The sequence below is a fragment of the Lachnoclostridium phytofermentans ISDg genome (assembly GCF_000018685.1).
Taxonomy (GTDB): domain Bacteria; phylum Bacillota; class Clostridia; order Lachnospirales; family Lachnospiraceae; genus Lachnoclostridium; species Lachnoclostridium phytofermentans.
On sequence record NC_010001.1, the window covers coordinates 4294977 to 4317974 of the forward strand.

Here is a 22998-nt window from a genome sequence, read left to right on the forward strand (position 1 = left end):
GGTGTTGCTTCTAACACCCTTCTTTTTATTATGTTATATATGGAAAGCAGTGTCCCTTCTTGCAATTCGTATGCAAAAAGGCATTCATTATTCTTCCTCGCTATTTACATACTCTAGTTTACTTACAGAAACTTCATATGCTACTCTCTTCTCAAAATCAATTTCACCAGTCTTCTTCTGATACTCACGACTTTGTATTCTGCCCCATACCTGAATATGTCCGCCAACTTCGAAGCTTTCTGCAAATCTAGCATTTCTTCCCCAACAAATGCATGGAATGTAATCCGACTTACCATATGGACGATTCACAGCAAGTAAGATATCCGCAATTTCTCTTCCAAGTGGTGTCTTTCGATATACTGGTGGTTTGCATACAAAACCATCTAAGAAAATGTAGTTTGGCTTTGCTTCGGATTCTTCATCGGTCACTTTAATCTCTCTAGCAAATACAGAAAGTACTAACCGATTCTTACTGTCTTCATGACGATTATAGGAACGGAATTGTCCGCTAACTTCAACGAACTTTCCCTTATAATTTCCTTTCACATCAATCAGACGTTCTGATACCATTACAGGTATCATATCAAATGAGTTACTTAATCTTCCAACAAGTACCTCCAATAAATAGAAGCCTTCTCCAAAGACTTCATGGCTAAAAGTAAATTCACTGATTACCTCGCCTGCAACACTTACTTGATTGTTATCAAATACTTTATCTGTCATGCTGTATGACTCCCTTCTCTTCTTCTGGTTCGTTCAGATTTTCTCTACAACTAATTTGTATTCTATCTGTCTTCATTATATAAGGAAAATATTTACAAATCAATCATTTTTGGTATTCAATTTCTGACATAATTCTTGTCAAAAGTACTCTTAACCTGTTTCACGATACCCTTTTCCTCATAATTTCTGTTCTTTTGTGTTGCTACATCAGTTCTTGCAGTAACTAACGTAGTTAAAACACAACTTCTTTATAGTATTCCTATCCGTGCAGAAATACCTTGAAAACTTTGGTTGCTTTGGAAATGTTTTACTTGTGAATTTTTACTAATTATACCCTAGAATTACAACGAAAACAAGTTATTTTTTTGTTAAGATTTGTCGAATTCTGTTTATATATAAGTAATAATACCTAGATGAAAATATTTATCATTTCAAGTTAGGTAAATATATCACAATACTCTATATATTGGGCATTTTACCATTGTAAAATTACCATTACTTTATGTTAGTTATGTGGATAAAGGTCGTAAAATATACTTATACTTTTAAATAAATCTATCTTTATCACAATCTATTTATAAAAAATTTCTTCCTATTTAAATGATTTTAAATTTATAACCATATACACTTCTCAATCAAAGCTCACACTTCGCTTGAGAAGCACGCTTTTCTTAAGAAGTAGGGGACTTCCCTTATGAGTTAAACCGTAAAAAGAATAGCCCAATTTCTCATGATAATTGAAAAAATATCCTAATTTAACAGAACTCGCATAACCTACCATGAAGTAAAAACAAGAATTTTCTTGTAAATTCATGAAAATATGTTACAATACAAAAGTTGAACAGTGAACGATTAAATGATGGACCATTAAAGAAAGAAGGTTTCAAATGAATACGAAACGTGAAAATGTAAGAAATATCGCAATTATTGCCCATGTCGATCATGGTAAAACTACGCTCGTAGACGAGCTTCTAAAACAGAGCGGTGTATTCCGTAGCAATCAAGTTGTAGAAGATCGTGTTATGGACTCCGGTGACATAGAAAAAGAACGTGGTATTACTATCCTAGCGAAAAACACGGCTGTTACTTATAAAGATACAAAAATTAATATCATTGATACTCCTGGCCATGCGGACTTTGGTGGCGAGGTAGAACGTGTTCTTAAGATGGTAAATGGTGTTGTACTTGTAGTCGACGCCTTTGAAGGTGCCATGCCACAAACGAAATTCGTTCTTAAAAAGGCATTAGAACTTAGCTTACCAGTTATCGTGTGTATTAATAAAATTGACCGCCCAGAAGCTAGACCAACCGAAGTTATTGATGAAGTGTTAGAACTCTTCATTGACCTAGATGCTAGCGAAGAACAGCTTGACTGTCCATTTATCTTCGCTTCTGCAAAATCAGGAATCGCAATTCTTGAATTAGATCATACTCCAAAGAATATGGAGCCACTTTTTGAGACTATCCTTGAATACATCCCTGCCCCAGAAGGTGATCCAGATGCAGGTACTCAAGTACTCATTAGTACCATCGACTATAACGAATACGTAGGTCGTATTGGTGTAGGTAAAGTTGATAATGGCGTACTCCGTGTAAATCAAGATGTTGTTATTGTAAATGAGCATGATCCAGACAAGTTTAAAAAGGTTAAAATAAATAAGCTTTATGAATTTGAAGGTTTGAAAAAGGTAGAAGTAAACGAAGCAACTGTAGGTTCTATCGTTGCTGTCTCCGGTATCTCAGACATTCATATTGGAGATACCATCTGTTCTACTGACAATGTGAACCCAATCCCTTTCCAAAAGATTTCTGAGCCAACCATTGCAATGCACTTTATCGTAAATGATAGCCCTCTTGCTGGACAAGAAGGTAAGTTTGTAACATCAAGACACTTAAGAGAACGTCTCTTCCGTGAATTAAATACTGACGTCAGCCTTCGTGTAGAAGAAACCGATACCACAGAAAGCTATAAAGTATCTGGCCGTGGTGAGCTTCACTTATCCGTATTAATTGAGAACATGCGCCGTGAAGGCTTTGAGTTTGCTGTTAGTAAAGCTGAAGTATTATATCGTCATGATGAAGCTGGTAAAAAGCTTGAGCCAATGGAAAGAGCATACCTTGACGTTCCAGAAGAATTCTCCGGTACAGTTATCGAAAAATTAAGCCAGAGAAAAGGTGAACTCATTGGTATGTCATCTGCAAACGGTGGATACACTCGTCTAGAGTTTTCTATCCCTGCAAGAGGCTTAATTGGATACCGTGGAGAGTTCATGACCGATACGAAGGGAAATGGTATCATCAACACATCATTTGACGGTTACGGCCCTTATAAGGGAGATATCCAGTATCGTAAACAAGGTAGCTTGATTGCTTTTGAATCTGGTGAAGCGATTACTTATGGTTTATTCAATGCACAAGAGCGTGGTTCCTTATTCATCGGACCAGGCGAGAAGGTATATTCCGGAATGGTAATTGGACAGAACGGTAAAGCTGAAGATATCGAGATTAATGTATGTAAGAGAAAACAGCTTAGTAACACTCGTTCCTCCAGTGCAGATGAGGCACTCCGCCTTACAACACCTAGAGTATTAAGCTTAGAGCAAGCGTTAGAATTTATCGATACCGATGAGTTATTAGAGGTTACTCCAAAGAGCTTAAGAATTAGAAAGAAGATTCTTGATCCTACGATGAGAAAGAGAGCAAGTAGAAATTAATTATAAGAATCCCAAACTCCTTAACCCTAAGAAGTTTGGGGTTTTCTTATGCAAATGATGATTATACCGTCATTAACTCATATACAATTTTACTGCACTTAATAAGTTCAGAAACTAAAGTATACTCCTCTGTAGAATGCACCTTGTTCATTCCAGATGCTATGACAATTCCAGTGATTCCATGGCGAATGAAATTATTATTATCACTTCCTCCAAAGGTCTTTATATATTTAGTCGGAATTTCTAGCTTATTGCATGCTTTTTCATATTTTATAACGACAGGATTGGTTTTGTCTATTTCATATGCGATACAACCAAAGGATGTCTTAAATTCGCACTCTGCACCGTATTTTTCCGCAGTAGCTTTAAAAATACCTTGAATTTTATCTACTTCAAGTACTGCTTTATCGTGATTTAAACTTCTCGCTTCTCCTTCGATGATGCAACCTTCTGATACAATATTTTTTGCCAAACCGCCAGAAATTGTACCTATGTTTACTGTTGTAATCTCATCAATGCGCCCTTGTTTTACCTGCCCTATAGCATCTGCTACTGCAGCAATTGCATTTATCCCATTCTCCGGAGCAAAACCTGCGTGAGCTGCCTTTCCAATCATCTTAGCGGTAAAAGAAACAAGAGTCGGTGCACTTAGCGCTGCTGTCCCAACTTCTCCGGTTAAATCAAGGACATAGGCCTCCTTGGCACGAATTAAGGAATAGTCGAGGACCTCACTTCCTAATATATAGACTTCCTCCGCTATCGCAAATAAAACCTCAATACTTCGATGAGGAACCCCTTGTTCCTTTATTTTTCTTATCGCTTCTAGGATAGCGACGATGCCGGAAATATCATCCGCTCCAAGCACCGTAGTACCATCGCTGGTGATTCTCCCATCCTCATGAACTACTGCTTTTTTATTCCTTGAAGGTTCTACCGTATCCATATGAGCGGAAAAAAGAATAGGATCTCCCGGCAATTCTCCTTGTAAAAAACCATAGATATTACCGCAGTTTCCGTTATAACAATCCCCCGCCTTATCTTCCCTAACCTCAAATCCTAGTTCCACAAGATAAGCTTTTAGCTGATCTGCTATTTCCCGTTCCCCAAATGAGGGAGAGTCAATCTCAACTAATTTACAAAATTCCTTTACGATACGTTCTTCCATCATATCATCTATACCCCCCTTACATTGTTTTATTATTTTTTGTTTTATTATTTTTTGTTTTATTGTTTTGTTTTATTGTTTTATCAATCCTTAATCTTGTTATACCTTAATCTTGTTATTCCGTAATCCCAATGATATCTTTAACCACTTCACCTGCAATAATGAGTCCTGCTACCGATGGTACAAAGGAGGTACTTCCAGGGATTGCTCTTCTTTGGGTACACTTTCTCTCTGCTCCAGGAGGGCAGATACATCCAGTTTTACAACTAAGTGCCATATCAGAAAGAGGCTGTCTAACAGGCTCCTTTGAATATACCACCTTTAACTTTTTAATCCCCCTAGTCTTTAACTCCTTACGCATTACCTTTGCAAGCGGACATACTGATGTTTTATAAATATCGGTAACCTCGAACCTGGTAGGGTCTAATTTATTCCCTGCACCCATGCAACTTATGATTCTTGTATTTGCTTGATTGGCACGTAAAACTAGTTCAATTTTTGCAGTAACAGTATCAACAGCATCCACAACATAAGTATACTCGCTAAAATCAAAATTGCCAGCATTTTCTGGCATAAAAAAGCACTGATGCGTATTCACAATAGCATTCGGATTTATCTCAAGAATTCTTTCCTTCATTACATCCACTTTGTACTTTCCAACGGTCTTTCTTGTTGCTATCAACTGTCTGTTTATATTCGTTAGACAAACTTTATCATCATCGAATATATCAAAAGTACCAACACCGCTTCGCGCAAGTGCTTCCACTGTATAACTACCAACACCACCAATCCCAAATACCGCAACTCTCGCTTTTGATAACTTTTCCATTCCTTCTGTGCCTAATAACAGCTCTGATCTTGAAAATTGATTTAACATAAAACTCCTCTTTCTTAACTAAATTCTAATCATTCCTATATAATTAATATGGATTAGTATAGGTATTTTCTAATATAAAGTCAACTCATTTTTCATAATCATACATTGACACACATTTTTCAGAATCATGATTGGCACCATTTTTCATAATCATAGATTGACACTTATTTTTCATGATCATAGATTGACACTCATTTTTCATGATCATAGATTGATTTTTCTCTCTGATTATCCTCCTATGATAGGAGACTACACACATGAGATGTAACTAAAAAGCAGTTCACGAACAAAATAATTCTTAATTCGTGAACTGCTTTCCTTATGTATTTCATAACTTACCTTGCTATGTTATATCTCTTTATATATATTCACAGAAAATACGTCTTTTCCAATTGCCTGAATAAGCCTCTGCTGTAGATACTTTGGAAAATCTTGATAGCGTTTTATTTGGAATTGACCAAACATCCTACCGTATACATTTCTTAAATAGTCTTTCGTTAAGATTTTGCTTTTAAGCCCTTCTAATAATTCCTCCGTAGCCTTTCTCTCCACTGAAGCGATGGCCAAAAAAGCTTTATTCCCATACCAACCACAGGCATTGTGGACACAATCTATAATGTCTTTATCATTTCTACTTAACTTATCAGGGTTCATTTCAATTGTACGAATCCCTTGCTTCTTTAGAGCCTCATAGAGGTTTAAATAAGGCATCTGATTGTAAGTCAGCTGTGCATCTTCTTCAAATATCTCTTCTCCCAAAAAAACTAGAGAAAGTATTTGAGAGTAGAACAATATATATTGAATCTGCCTTGCATTTATTTCAGCATTTGCCTGATTAATAATATATTGTGTTGCTACATGAAGCTTCGAACGCATCATAGCCTCCAATACTGCTCTTTTGCTTTTCTTGAAAGCAACATTGGTAATTTTACTTTGGTTCTCCATAAGAATACGATAATAGTACATTGGGCTTTCTGCAATCTCTTGTAACTTTTCTGTATATTCGGAAGTTGGAATATCTCCTTCCAGATAGCGAATTACTGTGGTCTCTCCCCACCCCAATAACTTCGCCAATGGTTTTTTCCCTATGTTGTACATCTCCAAAATCTCTCGAATTTGGTTTACGCTGATGATTTTTTCGTTTAATGACTTTTCCATTACATCCACGCTCATATTAACCCCTTCCCTTTAAATTGGTACCCCTCTTAGACATATCCATTCTTTTGAGTCTGATGTATTTTGGTTCATATTTCTAACTTTAGTATTTTCTGAAATCGTTAATACCAGAAACTATTATTTTAATACCGCGTGTAATTCGTTCAAACATTCCAAGTCGATAAAGACTAACTAGTACCATTCCTATTGGAATTCCAAATATCATACCGCCAATTCCATATAGTTTATATCCAATAAACATAAAGAGGAGGGTCTGAAAAGGATTGATTCCAATGCTATCTCCTACCATTTTAGGTTGCAATACCTGCTTAATGATTTGGCAAGCAAGATATAGTACTAATATAACTATGGCCTCTACATAATTTTCATTTATAAATGAAATTACTGCCCATGGCCAGAATACTAGTCCTGTTCCAAGTACCGGCAAAAAGTCGATGACTGCTATAGTAAGTGCTAGTAAAATTGAATAGTTTATTCCCATAAACTCAAATGTTATAAACATTACCACCGTAAGTATAATCATAATTTTAAACTGGGCTTTAAAATAGCCCCCAACTGCTGTTTTAAAATTATCACTAATGATACGGTTAAATCGTTTTATAGATTCCGGTAAAATCTTGTTCGCAGCTGCAATTATCTTATCGCGGTCCACAATAAAAAAGTAAGTAGCCAATATTGTAATTATCATCATAAATACCGTATTGGTAAAAGTCGAGACAACCCCGCCAGCCTTTATGACGCTGGTTAAATCCACACCGCTTAATAGCTTGTCTAACGATCCTTGTGCACTAGTATTTAGATTATCTAAGAACGTCTTCAAGCCTTGTGGAAGTGCTTCATACAAGCTTGCAAACTTAGTAGAAATACCCTCTATGGATTCGGCGATTTGCTGTGCAATATTTGGTAAATCAGTAATTAGACTATAGATCTCACGAAATAGTATTGATAAAACCAAATAGAGCAAGCCAAATATTAGAGCCAATACTAGTATAATGATAATGGCAGAACCATGCTTTCTTGCTATCTTTATTCTTTTTTCCATAAACTTAACAAGTGGATTAGCAATTAGTGATAGAATATAAGCGACTACAAACGGAAGAAAGAACGCTAATAACTTTGGTCCAACAAACAGTAGGAGTACTCCTAACAGTATTGTTAATAATAGGTTTACAATTATTTTAATATAAATGACCCAATTTTTCTGCACTTTTTCACCTCTAATACGTTGGTCTGAAGTCAGTATAGCAAATTTTGTAAACTTTTACAATATCAAGCCAACATAATTCTATAATTTTCGTTCATTTTCGTTACAATAAATCGTTGTTCTATGTGAATTTTGCATATTTCGCAAGAGTATTTTTTTTACATTCACTTTACTGTGATTATTTAGTCACGAATATTACTATCTTTAAATAAAAAAGTTTCTTAAATCCCGAAAGTTTAGCTCTCCACTCGTCCCTTTATCCATAACGTAGAAAAGAATATAACTGCTGAAATAATTACGATCATTGGCCCAGTTGCTAAGTTTAAGTAATAACTTAAGATTAGCCCCAAGATACCGGAAAATACTGATATAATAACACTAAACAGGTGGTATTCTCTCATATTTGAAGAGATATTTCTTGAGGATGCAGCAGGTAAAATTAACAATGCATTGAGAATTAGTAACCCCACCCACTTAATAGATAGCATGACAATTAGAGCAATCAATACCGCAAATAAATTCTCAATTACACTAATATTTACTCCTTTGCTCCTTGCTAGGCTTGAATTCAAGCTTAAGGAATGCAACTTATTAAAACATGTTGCAAAAAATACAAGTGTAACAGCAAAAATGATTACTAATAACCCTATTTCATTCGGCGTAATACTCAATACATCCCCAACAAATAAGGAGGAGTATTTTGAAAAATTACCACCACTAGATAATATGACTAGACCAATCGCTGTACTAGTGGAGGAAAACACTGAAATTATAGTATCCGTAGACGCAGTGTTATTTCTCTTTATAAAATTAAGTAACAAAGCAAATACTACCGCAAATGCAATGGTAGAAATGTTCGTATCCCCTATTCCAAGTATTACACCAATCGCCATTCCTGTAAATACAGAATGACCTAATGCATCCGAGAAAAACGCTAATTTGTTATTTACGATCATCGTTCCTAACATACCAAATAACGGTGTGATTACTAAAACCGCTAATAATGCATTTTTCATAAAATTATAGGAAATAAAATCGAACGGAAGCACTGCTTCCATTAAATGATAAATTGTATCCATGGTTTCTTACCCTTTCCATGATTTCGAATAGAAACTTATAATGACTAAGCTCCAAACACCTCTTTAAATTCTTTACTTGATAAAACCTCTTTTGGTGTTCCCTCTTTTAAGATATGCTTATCCAATAGAATTACATGATCAGCATATTTCTCTACAAATTTTAGATCATGGGAAACTAAGATAAATGCACAGTCGTAGTTGTTTTTAAGCATTTCAATATTTCTATAAAAGAGTTCCATACCGTTTCGATCAATTCCAGATACCGGTTCATCAAGTAATAGTAAGTTTGGCGTTGGGGTACATGCGATGGATAACATTACTCTTTGTAATTCTCCACCAGATAAATCGCAAACTCTCTTATCAATTAAGTCCTGAGCCTCAAAAAAACGTAGTTTTTCTTTGATATCCTCATATAGACGTTTTTTTCTTGGTAAAAATACAGGACGACTATCAATTAATCCTGCAAACATATCATATACACTGGTTGGTGTATTTTTCTCCACATTTAGAGATTGTGGAACGTACCCTACCGTCATCTTTGGAAGAGTATTATTCTTCATATCTTTAAATTCTATGGTTCCCTCATGCTTTAGTTCGCCAAGAATAGCTTTTATCAACGTCGATTTTCCGGCGCCATTTTTCCCGATGATGACTGTTAATTTGCCACAATGGATATGCAAATTAATATGTTCAATAATCGTTGTCTTTCCTATTGTAACACCAATATCATTCATTCGAATACAATGACGACCACAGGCTCCTTTTGAGCAGGATTCATGCTGGTTCATACAAGAAGAACAGATAAGCTCAATCTGAGATTTATCCTTCTTTATATTAGGCGATGATTTTTGTTGTTCCATACCTTTCCTCAATTCTGGCGTCCTTAACGCCTGTCTATAACAATGGAATATTTAATAGCAATCACTTGCTCTTTACTGCAAAAGCTTCTTTTAATATCTCAATATTCTTTTTCATTCCCTTAATATACGAATTCTTATCAAGTCCCCCTGTTACCAAGGAGTCCATCACATAAGCCGTTGCATTGGTTTCTGCCTCGATTCGCTCTGCAATTGTATGCTCGTACTGCTCTTCTGTAAATAGAAATGAGATATCATGAAGTTTTATTTCTTCCACTACTTCTGCAATCTCACCAGCACTCAGCGCTGTTTCACCATCGGTATTGACTGCATGTACCACTTCCATTCCTAGCTCTTCCGCTAAATAGGCAAAAGAATCATGGAAAATAATGATTTCAGCACCTGATGTAATCTCTTTTAAGGATTCTAACTCTATTTTTAATGATTCAAGTTTCTCTAAATACTTTTCTTCATTCTTACGATACATTCCTTCATGCAAAGGATCAATTTTACAAAGTCCATCCGTGATTGTTTGTATCTGTTTCATATAACGCTCTACATTAAGCCATACATGTCCATTAATGTCACTGTGGTTATGAACATGTGAGCTCTCTTGTTGATTGCTCTCCTCCTCATGGTTATGCTCATGAGTACTACCAGTCAAGAATTCCATACCAGCACTAGAATCAATCACCTGAATTCCTTCCTGTTGATCTAGTACACTCTCCATGAATTCTTCCATCTCACCGCCATTTAATATAACCACCTGCGCTCCCGACAACGTTCTCATATCCTTTGTCGTTAGCTGATAATCATGAACACAGCCAGTTTGGTTCTCTGTTAAGTTCATCACCTGTACTCCATCGATTCCATCGGCTATATTAAGGGCAGCAATATACATCGGATAAAAGGAGGTGACTATCGTAAGCCCCTCCCCCTTATACTGCTTATTTTCCCCATTAATTTTTATCGCTCCGTAGCTACCTAGTGATAATAAAAGCATCACTGATAGTAAATAAATTAATTTTCTTTTCATTCCAGCCTACATTCTAGTGCATTCGCACATATCTAATTCAATTGTAACCTAATTTTCTAACTTGCAAACTAATTCCATTTTAGTCATTTTTCTTATAAACTAATTCCCTTGTAAATTTATTCCCTTATAAACTCATTTTCTTACAGACTATTTTCTTGCGAAATAGCTTATTCTCTTCCTAAATAATAAGCTATAACAAACCCTATTGCAAATGTTAAAACACTTACGATAACACTTGCTACCGTAATCACTCCCAAACCAATCCCCATATATATGGCAAATGGTGAGGCAGTTACTAAACCAAGTATAGCATAGTAGGTTCTTTTTTCATAACGAGAAAGTAAAAATTCTATAATTTTTGCAATAGCAAAAATACCGACAAGTACTCCAATTCCAAATGGAGCAAGGATTGCAACATTATGAAGTATCGTATTAAAATCCCATGGTGACAATGCTCTGATAGTTGAATTTATAGTTTCAATGATTGGATTATAATATCCTAAGATTAAGAGTACCATAGATCCACTCACACCTGGAATTACCATAGTTGCTGATGCGATAACGCCTATGATAAATAGTTTCACCATCTGAAATACAGATACCGTTAAAGTAATCTTTGCTTCCTTACCACTTCCAAAAACCTGTAGAACTATGATTAGAGCAAAAAATGCTAAAAATAATACTATATCTAATACATCAAACCTACGCCCCTCACTTTTTCCTCCAGCTGAAGGTTTTTTCACTTTACTTATAAGGATTGGAACACCACCTAAGATGAGCCCTACAAATAGTGAACTAGTTTGTAAAGGGTAATTTTCAAAAAAGGTCTCAATAAAATAGGATAGTCCTATAATTGCTGCTGCCATTCCAATCGCATATGGAAACAAGGTTATTACACTTTTCTTAAATTGTTTAAAAAGGTTTGTGATGGAACCAATGATCTTGTCATAGATTCCCATCGATACAGCCATGGTTCCTCCGCTCACGCCTGGAATGATATTGGCTATGCCGATTAATATACCGCATAGTATGTCTTTTATGAATCTCATAGTGGTATCCTTTCTTGGTTGTGTTATTTTATAAAAACTAAAGCATATTTAAGCTGATCTGTTATTAACTTTTTCTCACTCTCCATCTTACCTCTACATCAGTCTAATAATTTTATCTCTTGTAGAATAATATCCCATAACTCATTAAGTATAACACAGTCCAATTTTCGTTGTAAATGAGTTTAATTTATTTCTAATAAAAACAACCATTTTTCTAATTATGATATACTATTTCGTGTTATATACTAAAACTTTGTAGATGTAGATTAACTTACTACAAAATATAGATTTTTCTAGGTATAATGTAAGCACTCAATAAAAGAGTGGCGAGTAAAAATAAGGACCGGCTATAAAGCCGATCCTTGAGTCATTTACCACATTCAGCTTTCACATTTTCTAGCCAAGTCAATGCATCTAGTTCTTCTGGATGATTACGTCAGTCCGTATCAGACATATATAAGGCAGATATTCCAGATATGTATATATATTAAGAACACCTTACTTTTGTAGTATCGATTACACTATATACTGCAGCTGATGCAAAAGCTCCCTTTGGATTTATACCATCCACGCCCAAAAGGAGACAGTTTCGATTGTATTTTAGTATTGACGATGTTTCATCGGTCCTTCATTTTCGTTTAGTTCCATGATACACACAAGCCTACTCTATGTAGCCTTTTCCTTTGTGCTAAGCACCATGACTTTAGCCACAGCAACCCAAAAGTTGTTTGAAGCTTATACCTGGTTCATGAGGCCCACCCTCATCTTATATAAATCATGCACTATTTTCAGTGCCTCAGGACACACTTGAACACTTTACATATCACCCTCTAGCCTTGCTGGTTTAACTTCCTTATCAACAAAAAACCAAGGTCTTCGCCTGCTTCATTGACTATATTATATGATTGCAGATCACTACTGTGAATTTATCGTATATTTCTTTAAACTCCTCTGAGGTTGCATCATTATATGTAAATGAATTACTCGTAGCACCTATAATATCTATTAAGGTACCTTCTTACAATTTGATTTGTTCTATCGTTTTTTTTCTCTCTTCTTAGTTAGTTAAATAATGATTTATAGAACAATAAAATAACTCTACATCTAGCATTTAGTGGGATTACAATGAGTTCTACCAAAACTTGACATAGAGTTTACCTTTATAATATTGTAATGCTTATTTATTTTTAAATATACTAATATTAATTAATTTATGTGCTATCTTTTGTGATGGCTTTTCAATAAACTTATAAATAAGAAACGAGACAATAAAACAGATTGTGCACGAAATTAGAAATGAATACTTAAATGGTATTCCATTTTTATGCAATATATTTAGTACTAAAGTTCCTACTGGTAGATGAATAAGGTATAAAGAGTAACTTATGTCGCCTAAAAAAGTAGTAATTTTATATTTCTTGTTATAAAATATCTTGAAAATAAAAAATACTATTATAGCCATTATAATCGTATAAATAATGTGTGATGATTCATTAAATAGACTGTTCGGATATAAATAATCATAAAATAATATATAACAAAACAGACTTACAATTCCTAAAATTATCGATTCAAACAATGGTATGTATTTTTTCTCACAAAGATATATTATACGACCCAATAATACGAAGAATAGATATACTGCATAATGAGCAATTCTATTAATTATTGGATTAATCGAAGAGAGTATTATAATTATGTTTATAGCAATAATAAAGTACCATGTTGCTTTTAGCGGATCTTTTTTTGTAGACTTTATAAAAATTGCTGTTAATAAATAAAACAAAATTTCGACAAATAAAGTCCATGTTACTGCTAAAGCGCTTGGTGTTCCAAGAGGATAGTCCAACAAAAATAATGAATATAGATAGTCTTTTAATTCAGTTGCATTGTTTCCTAAAGGAATGCTCAAATTAGTTCTTAAACTAAATGTTGCTATTATATAAGAAATAATTAATACAATAAATAATGCTGGGAATATTCTAAAAAATCGCTTCAATAGAAATCTTGAAGAATTTTCTTTTAATGATACATGTGCTACAATATACCCACTAATTAGAAAAAATATTAGAACCCCGAGATGCCCTCCATTTTGATATAAATGGAAAGGTCTTACTATTAAATTTTCCCAATAACCCTGTAAATTCGAAGTTGCCTGATTGACAGGCAACCACCAGCCAACAAGGTGCGACCAAACAACTATTAAAGACGCTAATCCTCTTAACACATGCACAAAATTAAAATATTCATCTTTTGATTTTGACAAATTTTATTAACCACCTTTCAAATTATACTATATCTACCTAATGTTAACATTTTTATTATGACATGTAAATCAAAAGTATAAATTATGTAGCTTTTTAGGAACATTATAGTTGTTATTATAAATTCTTACTTTAATTAAATTCAATCCAATTGATTTAATACCATTTATTATTGGTTGTATCCAACATTTCTTCTCCATTACCTCTGGGTGCTATATTACCAATCGAACCGTTGATAAATCTAAAGGCTTCATATTACAATTACCTATATATGTACTTTTAAACAATTCATCACGAACCATATATTCACATTTGAGTCCTATACCTGAATATCAGCTTCGAAGGGGCCACCCTCATCACTGTTTTGAGTCCGCCAGGACACATTTGAGCGCTTACGGTATAATAGAAAAAGAATGGCATTGCGAGCTTTTTCTTGTTACGAATAAAAAATGACTCCTAATCTTCTTAGAAGTCATTTCAATTGGTATTTCCTCAAATCTACCTAATATCGGTTTTGTTACAATTTATAACTACATTTCTTAGAAAATGTATCTGGTATGCCTTTCGTCGAAACCTATTCAGAAGCTGCAACTTCTTCTCTTGCTTCAATATTATAAGAATAGGTATCTACGATTTCTCCGACCATTTCTCGAATATACTCTGTCTCGTTATTACATGCGGTGTATAACTCCTCTAATTGATGATGAAACTTTTCATCATCAATCTTTAAAGGCTTCCCAATAAATATCTGTGAGTTTTCGGTTTCACCTAATCCCTCCTCTTCCATAAGAAGCTCTTCATATAATTTTTCACCAGGTCTTAATCCAGTAAACTTAATTTTTATATCTACATCTGGTATATACCCAGACAGGCGAATGAGGTTTGTAGCTAAATCAAGAATTTTAACTGGCTCTCCCATATCCAGTACAAATATCTCTCCACCCTTTGCATAGGCACCTGCTTGTAATACTAAAGATACCGCTTCTGGTATTGTCATAAAATATCGGATAATATCCGGATGTGTTACGGTAACAGGCCCACCTGCTTCAATTTGCTTTTTAAAAAGTGGAATTACACTACCGTTACTTCCGAGTACATTACCAAATCGAACCGCTACAAATTCAGTTTTAGATTTTCTATTAAATGTTTGTACAATCATCTCACACATACGCTTCGTTGCACCCATGATGTTTGTAGGATTAACTGCTTTGTCAGATGAAATTAATACAAACTTTTCAACACCATATTTATCGGCAGCTTGGGCAGTTTTAAATGTTCCAAAAACATTGTTTTTAACAGCTTCATTTGGGCTATCTTCCATTAAAGGTACATGCTTATGGGCTGCAGCGTGATAAACAATGTTCGGGCGATAAGTGTCAAATATTTTGTCAAGTCGTTTCTCATTACGTACCGAACCAATCAGTGTTACAATATCTAAATTTGGATATCTTTTCTGTAGCTCCTGCTGTATATCATAAGCATTATTTTCATAGATATCTACGATAACTAATTGCTTTGGTTTATGCCCTGCTATTTGCCTACAAAGTTCACTTCCAATAGAACCACCGCCGCCAGTAACTAAAACAACCTTGTCACTTACATAACCCATAATCGAGTCTAAATCTACTCTTATAGGATCTCGTCCCAGTAAATCTTCAACCTCAACACCGCGAAGTTCTGATACACCAACTTCACCGTTTAAAAATTGATACATTCCTGGTAATATATATAACTTACAATCTGTTTCTTTGCAGATTTCTAAGATTTTACTAATTTCTTTTCTTGATACCGATGGCATCGCTATGATAATCTCATTTATCTCATACTTCATCACATTATCTATGATGGTGTCTCGACTACCAATAACTTTAATTCCATGGATATAGCGACCTAATTTATCTTCTGCATCATCTATGATGCACTTAACTACTTTATGTATATGGTCACTATTTATTATTTCTTTGATTATCATATTGGATGCTTCTCCAGCACCAATTACCATCACATTCTCACAGGACTTCCCATTCTCTCTCTTCCGTAACTTCACCCGAACAGCGCGATAAGTAAATCTCGAAGCCATGGTAGCTATAATTAATAAAACCGGAAATATGAAGAAATAGCTTCTTGGAATTGGAAGCTTTAAAAGTATGAAACCAATTACTTGTAAGGCTGAAACCCCGATTGATGCAGCAATAATATTCTCTAACTCAGTAATACCTGCAAATAACCACAAACTGTGATACAAGCGAAAAATATAGAATATTAGTAGTACTGTAATGATGTTAATAGGGAAATATGTCCATATAGTATCAAGGTATATCGTATCTATATTTTTATATCTAAAATCGTATCGAATTAATAGAGATAAAATACTGATTAAGCAAACAGCTCCTATATCTATCAAAAGCAAACATAATCTTCGAAGCAATAACTGTTTATCCTTTATATACCTTTTCATACGCATCTCCAATAATTGTTTTATATAACTAAATTAGTATAGCACATATAAGTTGTATGTGCAAATGTTAAAACAATTCACAGCTTGATTCTGCTTTAAAATAGTGTATAATTAAGGAACATAATTACTTTTTTTTAGCAATGAAAAATAAAATCATGTTAAGCTTATGCTATAGCAAAGGAGATAATATATCAATGACCAGAAAGAAAACTTACACTTACCAAAGTCGTTCTAATACTAATTCTGTATTATTACTATTCCCTTTATTCTTAATTATAACTATATTACCTTTAATAGTAAGTATACATAGCTTTAATCCCGGACTTAATCAATTTGATTGGTATCCTAATACTGATTTAGCGAATGATTTTTTTCTATACTATAAACAATGGTTTTTTGTTTTTATTAGTGGTTTGTGTGCCCTCATATTAGTAATCAGAGCTTTTCTAAATAAGAAAGAGGTTAAATTTCATAAAATATTTATTCCATTGGTTATATATGCAGCGCTTGCACTAATCTCTACAATTGTATCCCCTTATCGTTCATTTGGTTTTTCCGGTATCTTTGAGCAATTTGAAAATGTGTTTTGCCTCTTGGGTTATGCATTGATTGTTTACTACTCTTTTTGTATCATTCAATCAGATTATGAATTGCAATTATTAATTAATGCTTTAGCTATTGGTGCATTAATTCTTGGAGTCATTGGTTCACTTCAGGCACTTGGCTATGATATCTTTAGTACTACTTGGGGAAAAGCTCTCATTTTAGATAAGAGTGTAGTAGATCCTAATGCTTTGGAGATAACATTTGGTAAAAACCGTACCTATGCGACATTGTATAATCCTAATTATGTTGGTGTTTATACATCAATGATAATTCCACTTTATACGGTATTATTATTTTATACCAAGTTCAGTTACGAATATATATTATATATATCTGTAATTATAACGAATCTAATCAGTATGTTTGGTTCACAGTCAAAATCTGGTATTGTTAGTATTGCTGCCAGTATGTTGATTGCTCTCCTCATTATGCGAAAAAAATTAATAAATCGATGGTTTGTTACATTACCTATCATAGCCTCCGTATGTATCGCATTCTTAGGTATCAATTATATTCAACAGAATGCTTATATTAACGCGATAAAGAATGCATTTAAAACTACTTCCACTGCAACACCAGCTCTGACAGAAATCAATACGGAGAAGGAGTACATCAAAGTAGTTTATAATAGCAACACCCTATATGTCTCACAGGATAATCAAAACAGTCTATTGTTTTATGATAGCTTTATGAATGCTATCCCATACCACGGTTATGAAGTAGAGAATAACCAGACTATTCTAGAGCTAGAGGATCAACGATTCTTAGACATTACTCCAGTGGTCTATCATGATGAGATAGTAGATTTTGGATTATTGATTAAGGAGAAACCATGGTACTTTAGATATGATGAAGAAACAGAACAGTACCTATTTTATAACAGATATGGACGATTCTCGCCAATTGCAACCGCTCCAAGTGCGGTCTTTACTGGCCATGAGAATTTTGCTTCAATGCGTGGGTACCTTTGGTCCCGAACGATTCCTCTTCTTCCTAATTATATCTTTCTAGGGTCTGGAGCAGATACATTTACCATCACCTTCCCGCAATATGACTTCGTAAATGCTTCTAATTTTGGTTATGAAGATTCGTTGGTTACAAAGCCTCATTGCCTCTACTTACAGATAGCAGTGCAAACAGGTGTTTTCTCCCTGATTGCTCTCCTTGTCTTTTATAGTTGGTATTTTATACAAAATATAAAGCTCTATATAAATCATTCTTTTAATACGAAATCCTCCATTTATGGAATGGCAATATTCATCAGCAGTACTAGCTTTATGATTAGTGCCATCTCGAACGATTCCAGTATCTCTGTCTCACCAGTATTCTGGTGCTGCATTGGTATCGGACTTGCTGCAAATATGATGGGAAAGAAAACTGATAAATAAAAGGGTTCTATAATAAAGGTTGGGGTGTGTATCATTTAACACATTCCCAACCTTCTTTTTATTTAATAAAATAAAAGAAGCCTCCCCGAAAATGCCCGTCGTCCAAACAAACACTTCCAAAGGAGGTTCCATATAAATGCACTCTAATTGTACCAGAAATCTTTTAGATTTAAAAGATGTTTATATCAAAAAAGTCGTGCATGCTGATCACTATGTAAAGATATTCATTGAAACAGCTCCTTCTTTACATACTTGTCCTTGCTGCGGTAATCAAACCAAACGCATTCATGATTACCGTAATCAAGAAATTAAGGATCTTCCATTTCAAATGAAACATACATATTTGGTCCTTAAGAAAAGACGCTATGTCTGCCAGTGTGGTAAAAGATTTACGGAAAAATATCATTCCTTCCCTCTTATCAACAGCGTACTTTACGATTATCTTACAAGATTATAGACCTACTCAGAAATCTTATAAATATCAAGTCCGTTGCTGAAATAACGAATGTATCAGTAAATACTGTTACCCGGCTTTTAGACACCGTTAACTATTCCGCTCCCTCTCTTCCAGAGTGTATCTCAATTGATGAGTTCAAGGGAGATACGGATGCAGGAAAATACCAATGTATTCTTTTGGATGCCAAGAAACGTAGCATTCTAGATATACTACCGGACAGAACGCAGAGCCATTTAAGTGCCTATTTTAAAGAAACAAGCCGAGCAGAGCGTCACCGTGTGAAGTTCTTCGTCTGTGACATGTGGCAGCCTTACGTGGACTTAGCAAAAGCTTATTTCCCTAATGCCACAATCATTATCGACAAATACCATTTCATCCGGTATGTTACATGGGCAATTGAAAATGTGAGGAAAAGACTCCAGAAAACAATGTCTGCAAACCTCAGAAAATACTACAAACGTAGCCGAAAGCTAATACTAACTCGCTACGCCAAGCTTAAGGATGAAAACAAGAAAGCATGCGACCTTATGTTGCTTTACAATGATGACTTGAGAGTAGCTCACAATCTTAAAGAATGGTTCTATGGTATTTGCCAAAGCGAAAAATATTCTTATCAACGAACAGCTTTCTGGGATTGGGTTAAAACAGCTGAAAAATCAGGAATACCTGAATTTGAGAACTGTGCCAAAACCTATAGAAACTGGTCAAAAGGTATATTAAATGCCTTTAAATACAAATATACAAATGGCCCTACCGAAGGCTACAATAACAAAATCAAGGTACTAAAAAGATTATCTTTTGGAATGCGTAACTTCAATAGATTCCGAACAAGAATTATACACTGCACTATTTAATTAGAAAATGGACGACTAGGCAAGAAGCTTATTTGGCACGCCCAAAAACATGAATTATAAACCCAAACATTAAAATAGCTCTAAATGAAGTAATGGAGCGGGATTCCGTGAATCCCACCCCAAGACTTGACAAAGAGCCAATAAAAGAAATGGGTATAAAGATAGTCTCTCTTATCTTTATACCCATTTCACTTTTTATAATTCTCTATTCATATATGTTACTAATAATATTCTAATTACTCCAGCTACTATAGTATATTAACGACCGGATATGTAAATTTGGAACGTTCAACAACAAATGAAAGTAAAACGCCACAGCTTCAACGTTAAAATATCATTGCTTATTTAACAGTTCAGAAATTATTTATTTTCAGATACAGAATTAAATACTATACTATTTAAAATCCAAAACAACATTATAGGTAATGCAGTTGTAAGAATAGGCTGAACTAAGGCAATTATAAACAATGAACCTAATGATAGTATAAAAGTACATATCAATCTTATCTTCACTTTATTTTTAAAAGAGTATAGAACAATTGAAATAACCGGTAATACTAAAATAATAAGATACAAAATACCGCCAATGCTCCCAAAAATTAAAATAGATTCTAAAATAAAATTATGTGAACCTTGCATTACTATTTGATCTAGATACGTTGTTTCAAATACTATATTTCCTGTTCCAAATAGTGGGTCTTTTGAAATTTCACTAAATGATTTATTCCATAAATCTGATCTAACTGAATTACTGCTATTTATTCCTTCTAATACATATTGTTTATAACTTTCATCATCATTACTACTATTATTTTCTGGTTCATTAGTGGTACTAGTAGTAGTATTATTCGAAGGTATTTTATCAATATAGGTAATGGTTTGCCTTAATATTGAAGTTCTAATATCCATGTAATTAATCTTGTAAAATATTGCAATTAAAGATATGGATATACTTAATATAATTGCACATTGACATATAAATTTTTTACTTTTATCTATGTTAATTATTATGCTAATGATAAAAGATAATAAGACAATTACTAATGCAGTACGCGAACCAGAGGCAATATTTGCAATAAATATAATTATTAAATTAATAATAGATAAATATTTTATCACATTTTTTTTACTGTATCTTAGAATATAGAATAAAAAAGGAACCATTAAATTAGCGCAACTAATATATACCATAATATTCTGCAATACAAAAGAAAATCTTATACTGCCTAAATATATTGACACAATAACTTGTAGTATATTTATTAAAGTTATGATAAATAAAACATCAAAATGAATGTCTCTAATATTTTGTATTTCTGTTTCAATTAAGAAATAGAAAACAATAGCTGAAAATAATGTTACAACATGATAAAAGCTTTGAATAGCATTTCCACCGGTAAAGTATCTATAAACACACAAAAATAAGTAATAAAAAAATAGAAATAATGTTAAATTAAGAATTCTTTTTGATGTTTTCAATGATATATATTCTTTTTTAAAGAATTTATATAAAATGTATAACGCAAGCAGGCAAAGTACTAATTGTGGTAAAAAAATAATTACAGTATCAATTTTGTCAGGTAATATGGAATAAAAAGTGGATGAAAAAACTAATATAAACAATAATTTTGCAGTAATATGTCTTAGACTAAAAATATTATTAAATATTTTCATAATTAAATTCCTTCCTTTTTATCTACAGTATAGACTAAATATTTTTTAAAAAATTTTTGTTGAATAAATCCGTAAGGTAATAAAATCAGAGCATTTATAATTATTATACAAATCCAACTTTTTATAAAATAAGAGGCTAATATAACAGCTGGAATTTTTATTACGGCCGCTAACGCATTACATATTACTTGACACTTTAACTGCCCTATACCATTCGCTATACATGAAGATGCTGTATTATAAATGGTAATACTAGCATACAGAACAAAGAAAAAACCGTATATATAATTAATTTTAAAATTATTATTAATCCATAAATTGATAATGTTTTGTGAAATAATTAGTAAAAATAGATTACCAATCGTTATAATTAAAACAATAATCTTCAAAATTTTATTCACATTTATTATCCAATCATGGCTCCTATCCGCATATGCTTTAGTAATTGCTGACCATAATGGATTTGTAATTAAAGAAAATAATGTTACGGCTAAATAAAATAGCTTGTAATATATTTGATAATCGACTACAAAAATTGGACCATAAAGACGCATTATTAATAGTTCATTTGTTGAATTAATAAATAAAAGAGCAAGTTGTATACCAAAAAAATTACCACCCAATTTTAATATACTATATGCAAAATTTTTATCATAATATTTTATACTTGGTTTTTCCTCTTTTAGCTTAGTTGAAAAAATTGCTATAGTAGCTATAAGAAGTGGTATATTTATTGATATGATATTAATAATTGCAAGAAGTATTAAATCGGTTTGAGTATCCCCTGTTTTAAAAAATGATACATAAGCTAAAATTAAAAGTGAAGATATTAGTAAAATCATATTAGATAATGCTGTTTTTTGCATTGCATATAGTATAGAAAGTATTAAATTAAGTATAAATTGAAGAATTATACCAATAAAAACTATTAATATAACAGTTTTTAATACATTACTAGGTACTACAAGCGTTGATACATTCAATAAATTATTCCAATTAAAAATTAATATCAAGATAGTTCCTGTGATTAGTACAAAAAATGAAATGACGCCAATGATTATATACGAAGATGATATATACTTTTTTATTTCTTCTTTATCTTTATTTACTATCGCTGGTACTAGCTTATTTCGAAGTCCATTTCCAACACCTAAATCGAACATTAAAACCCATTGCAATATTGATAATATAGTAAACCAAACACCCAAAACTTTTTGGTCGGAAAAATATTTCATATAGGCAGGTATAGTTAATAAGCTAATAAAAAGAGAACTTCCTTTTACTAGAAATGTTCCAATAATATTATGTATCAATTCAGTATTTTTTAAATATAAACCCTTTATTTTATCTATTTGCATTTTAGGAATGTCCTCTCATTACTTTAAAAATTAAATCTAATTAAGGTGCCAAAAGGAGC

General features: G+C 33.2%; 15 protein-coding genes and 1 pseudogene. 3 read left to right on the forward strand and 13 right to left on the reverse strand.

Features of this window, described 5'->3' with window-relative positions; all coding sequences use genetic code 11:
• Positions 1-87: 87 nt before the first annotated feature.
• Complete coding sequence (locus tag CPHY_RS18070; protein ID WP_012201482.1) at positions 88-723, reverse strand: single-stranded DNA-binding protein; 636 nt, start codon at positions 721-723, stop codon at positions 88-90.
• Between the two features lie 887 nt (positions 724-1610).
• On the opposite strand from CPHY_RS18070, the gene typA reads away from it, so the two are divergent.
• Positions 1611-3437, forward strand: coding sequence for a translational GTPase TypA (gene typA, locus CPHY_RS18075; protein WP_012201483.1), 1827 nt, complete (start codon positions 1611-1613; stop codon positions 3435-3437).
• Positions 3438-3498: 61 nt separating this feature from the next.
• Here typA and CPHY_RS18080 read toward each other — a convergent pair whose 3' ends face one another.
• From CPHY_RS18080 to CPHY_RS18125, 10 genes are all read right to left on the reverse strand, one after another.
• Positions 3499-4605, reverse strand: a complete 1107-nt coding sequence (locus CPHY_RS18080) for a M20/M25/M40 family metallo-hydrolase (RefSeq protein WP_012201484.1) — start codon at positions 4603-4605, stop codon at positions 3499-3501.
• Positions 4606-4717: 112 nt separating this feature from the next.
• Positions 4718-5479, reverse strand: a complete 762-nt coding sequence (locus tag CPHY_RS18085) for a tRNA threonylcarbamoyladenosine dehydratase (RefSeq protein WP_012201485.1) — start codon at positions 5477-5479, stop codon at positions 4718-4720.
• Between the two features lie 348 nt (positions 5480-5827).
• The gene (locus tag CPHY_RS18090) at positions 5828-6652 is read right to left on the reverse strand and encodes a hypothetical protein (protein ID WP_012201486.1); all 825 of its coding nucleotides are present in this window, start codon (positions 6650-6652) and stop codon (positions 5828-5830) included.
• Positions 6653-6737: 85 nt separating this feature from the next.
• Complete coding sequence (gene ytvI / locus CPHY_RS18095) at positions 6738-7862, reverse strand: sporulation integral membrane protein YtvI (RefSeq protein WP_012201487.1); 1125 nt, start codon at positions 7860-7862, stop codon at positions 6738-6740.
• Positions 7863-8095: 233 nt separating this feature from the next.
• A complete protein-coding gene (locus CPHY_RS18100; RefSeq protein ID WP_012201488.1) occupies positions 8096-8938 on the reverse strand; it encodes a metal ABC transporter permease in 843 nt (280 codons plus the stop codon).
• Positions 8939-8982: 44 nt separating this feature from the next.
• Positions 8983-9798, reverse strand: a complete 816-nt coding sequence (locus CPHY_RS18105; RefSeq protein ID WP_012201489.1) for a metal ABC transporter ATP-binding protein — start codon at positions 9796-9798, stop codon at positions 8983-8985.
• A gap of 61 nt (positions 9799-9859) precedes the next feature.
• Complete coding sequence (locus tag CPHY_RS18110) at positions 9860-10831, reverse strand: metal ABC transporter substrate-binding protein (protein WP_012201490.1); 972 nt, start codon at positions 10829-10831, stop codon at positions 9860-9862.
• A gap of 167 nt (positions 10832-10998) precedes the next feature.
• Entirely contained in the window at positions 10999-11880 is an 882-nt protein-coding gene (locus tag CPHY_RS18115) for a DUF368 domain-containing protein (RefSeq protein WP_012201491.1), read from the reverse strand.
• A 1177-nt stretch (positions 11881-13057) separates the two neighbouring features.
• Positions 13058-14146: an acyltransferase family protein gene (locus tag CPHY_RS18120; RefSeq protein WP_012201492.1), complete on the reverse strand. Its 1089-nt coding sequence runs from the start codon at positions 14144-14146 to the stop codon at positions 13058-13060.
• 572 nt (positions 14147-14718) lie between these two features.
• Entirely contained in the window at positions 14719-16602 is a 1884-nt protein-coding gene (locus CPHY_RS18125; protein ID WP_012201493.1) for a polysaccharide biosynthesis protein, read from the reverse strand.
• Positions 16603-16796: 194 nt separating this feature from the next.
• On the opposite strand from CPHY_RS18125, the gene CPHY_RS18130 reads away from it, so the two are divergent.
• On the forward strand, positions 16797-18596 hold the full coding sequence (locus tag CPHY_RS18130) for an O-antigen ligase family protein (protein WP_041703774.1): 1800 nt from the start codon (positions 16797-16799) through the stop codon (positions 18594-18596).
• A gap of 136 nt (positions 18597-18732) precedes the next feature.
• Positions 18733-19907, forward strand: a pseudogene (locus CPHY_RS18135) (ISL3 family transposase).
• A 360-nt stretch (positions 19908-20267) separates the two neighbouring features.
• Here the strand turns inward: CPHY_RS18135 and CPHY_RS18140 are convergent.
• Positions 20268-21581 carry an O-antigen ligase family protein gene (locus CPHY_RS18140; RefSeq protein ID WP_012201495.1) on the reverse strand — a complete coding sequence of 438 codons (1314 nt, stop codon included), beginning with the start codon at positions 21579-21581 and terminating at the stop codon, positions 20268-20270.
• A 2-nt stretch (positions 21582-21583) separates the two neighbouring features.
• On the reverse strand, positions 21584-22939 hold the full coding sequence (locus CPHY_RS18145; RefSeq protein WP_012201496.1) for a polysaccharide biosynthesis protein: 1356 nt from the start codon (positions 22937-22939) through the stop codon (positions 21584-21586).
• Positions 22940-22998: the final 59 nt, after the last annotated feature.

Bases quoted from the DNA above. Each gene is read 5' to 3' on its own strand.
- CPHY_RS18130 (WP_041703774.1), top strand. From the start codon at position 16,797: ATGACCAGAAAGAAAACTTACACTTACCAAAGTCGTTCTAATACTAAT.
- CPHY_RS18100 (WP_012201488.1), bottom strand. From the start codon at position 8,938: ATGGATACAATTTATCATTTAATGGAAGCAGTGCTTCCGTTCGATTTT.
- CPHY_RS18090 (WP_012201486.1), bottom strand. From the start codon at position 6,652: ATGAGCGTGGATGTAATGGAAAAGTCATTAAACGAAAAAATCATCAGC.
- CPHY_RS18110 (WP_012201490.1), bottom strand. From the start codon at position 10,831: ATGAAAAGAAAATTAATTTATTTACTATCAGTGATGCTTTTATTATCA.
- CPHY_RS18115 (WP_012201491.1), bottom strand. From the start codon at position 11,880: ATGAGATTCATAAAAGACATACTATGCGGTATATTAATCGGCATAGCC.
- CPHY_RS18145 (WP_012201496.1), bottom strand. From the start codon at position 22,939: ATGCAAATAGATAAAATAAAGGGTTTATATTTAAAAAATACTGAATTG.
- CPHY_RS18080 (WP_012201484.1), bottom strand. From the start codon at position 4,605: ATGATGGAAGAACGTATCGTAAAGGAATTTTGTAAATTAGTTGAGATT.
- CPHY_RS18085 (WP_012201485.1), bottom strand. From the start codon at position 5,479: ATGTTAAATCAATTTTCAAGATCAGAGCTGTTATTAGGCACAGAAGGA.
- CPHY_RS18070 (WP_012201482.1), bottom strand. From the start codon at position 723: ATGACAGATAAAGTATTTGATAACAATCAAGTAAGTGTTGCAGGCGAG.
- CPHY_RS18125 (WP_012201493.1), bottom strand. From the start codon at position 16,602: ATGAAAAGGTATATAAAGGATAAACAGTTATTGCTTCGAAGATTATGT.
- CPHY_RS18105 (WP_012201489.1), bottom strand. From the start codon at position 9,798: ATGGAACAACAAAAATCATCGCCTAATATAAAGAAGGATAAATCTCAG.
- CPHY_RS18140 (WP_012201495.1), bottom strand. From the start codon at position 21,581: ATGAAAATATTTAATAATATTTTTAGTCTAAGACATATTACTGCAAAA.
- typA (WP_012201483.1), top strand. From the start codon at position 1,611: ATGAATACGAAACGTGAAAATGTAAGAAATATCGCAATTATTGCCCAT.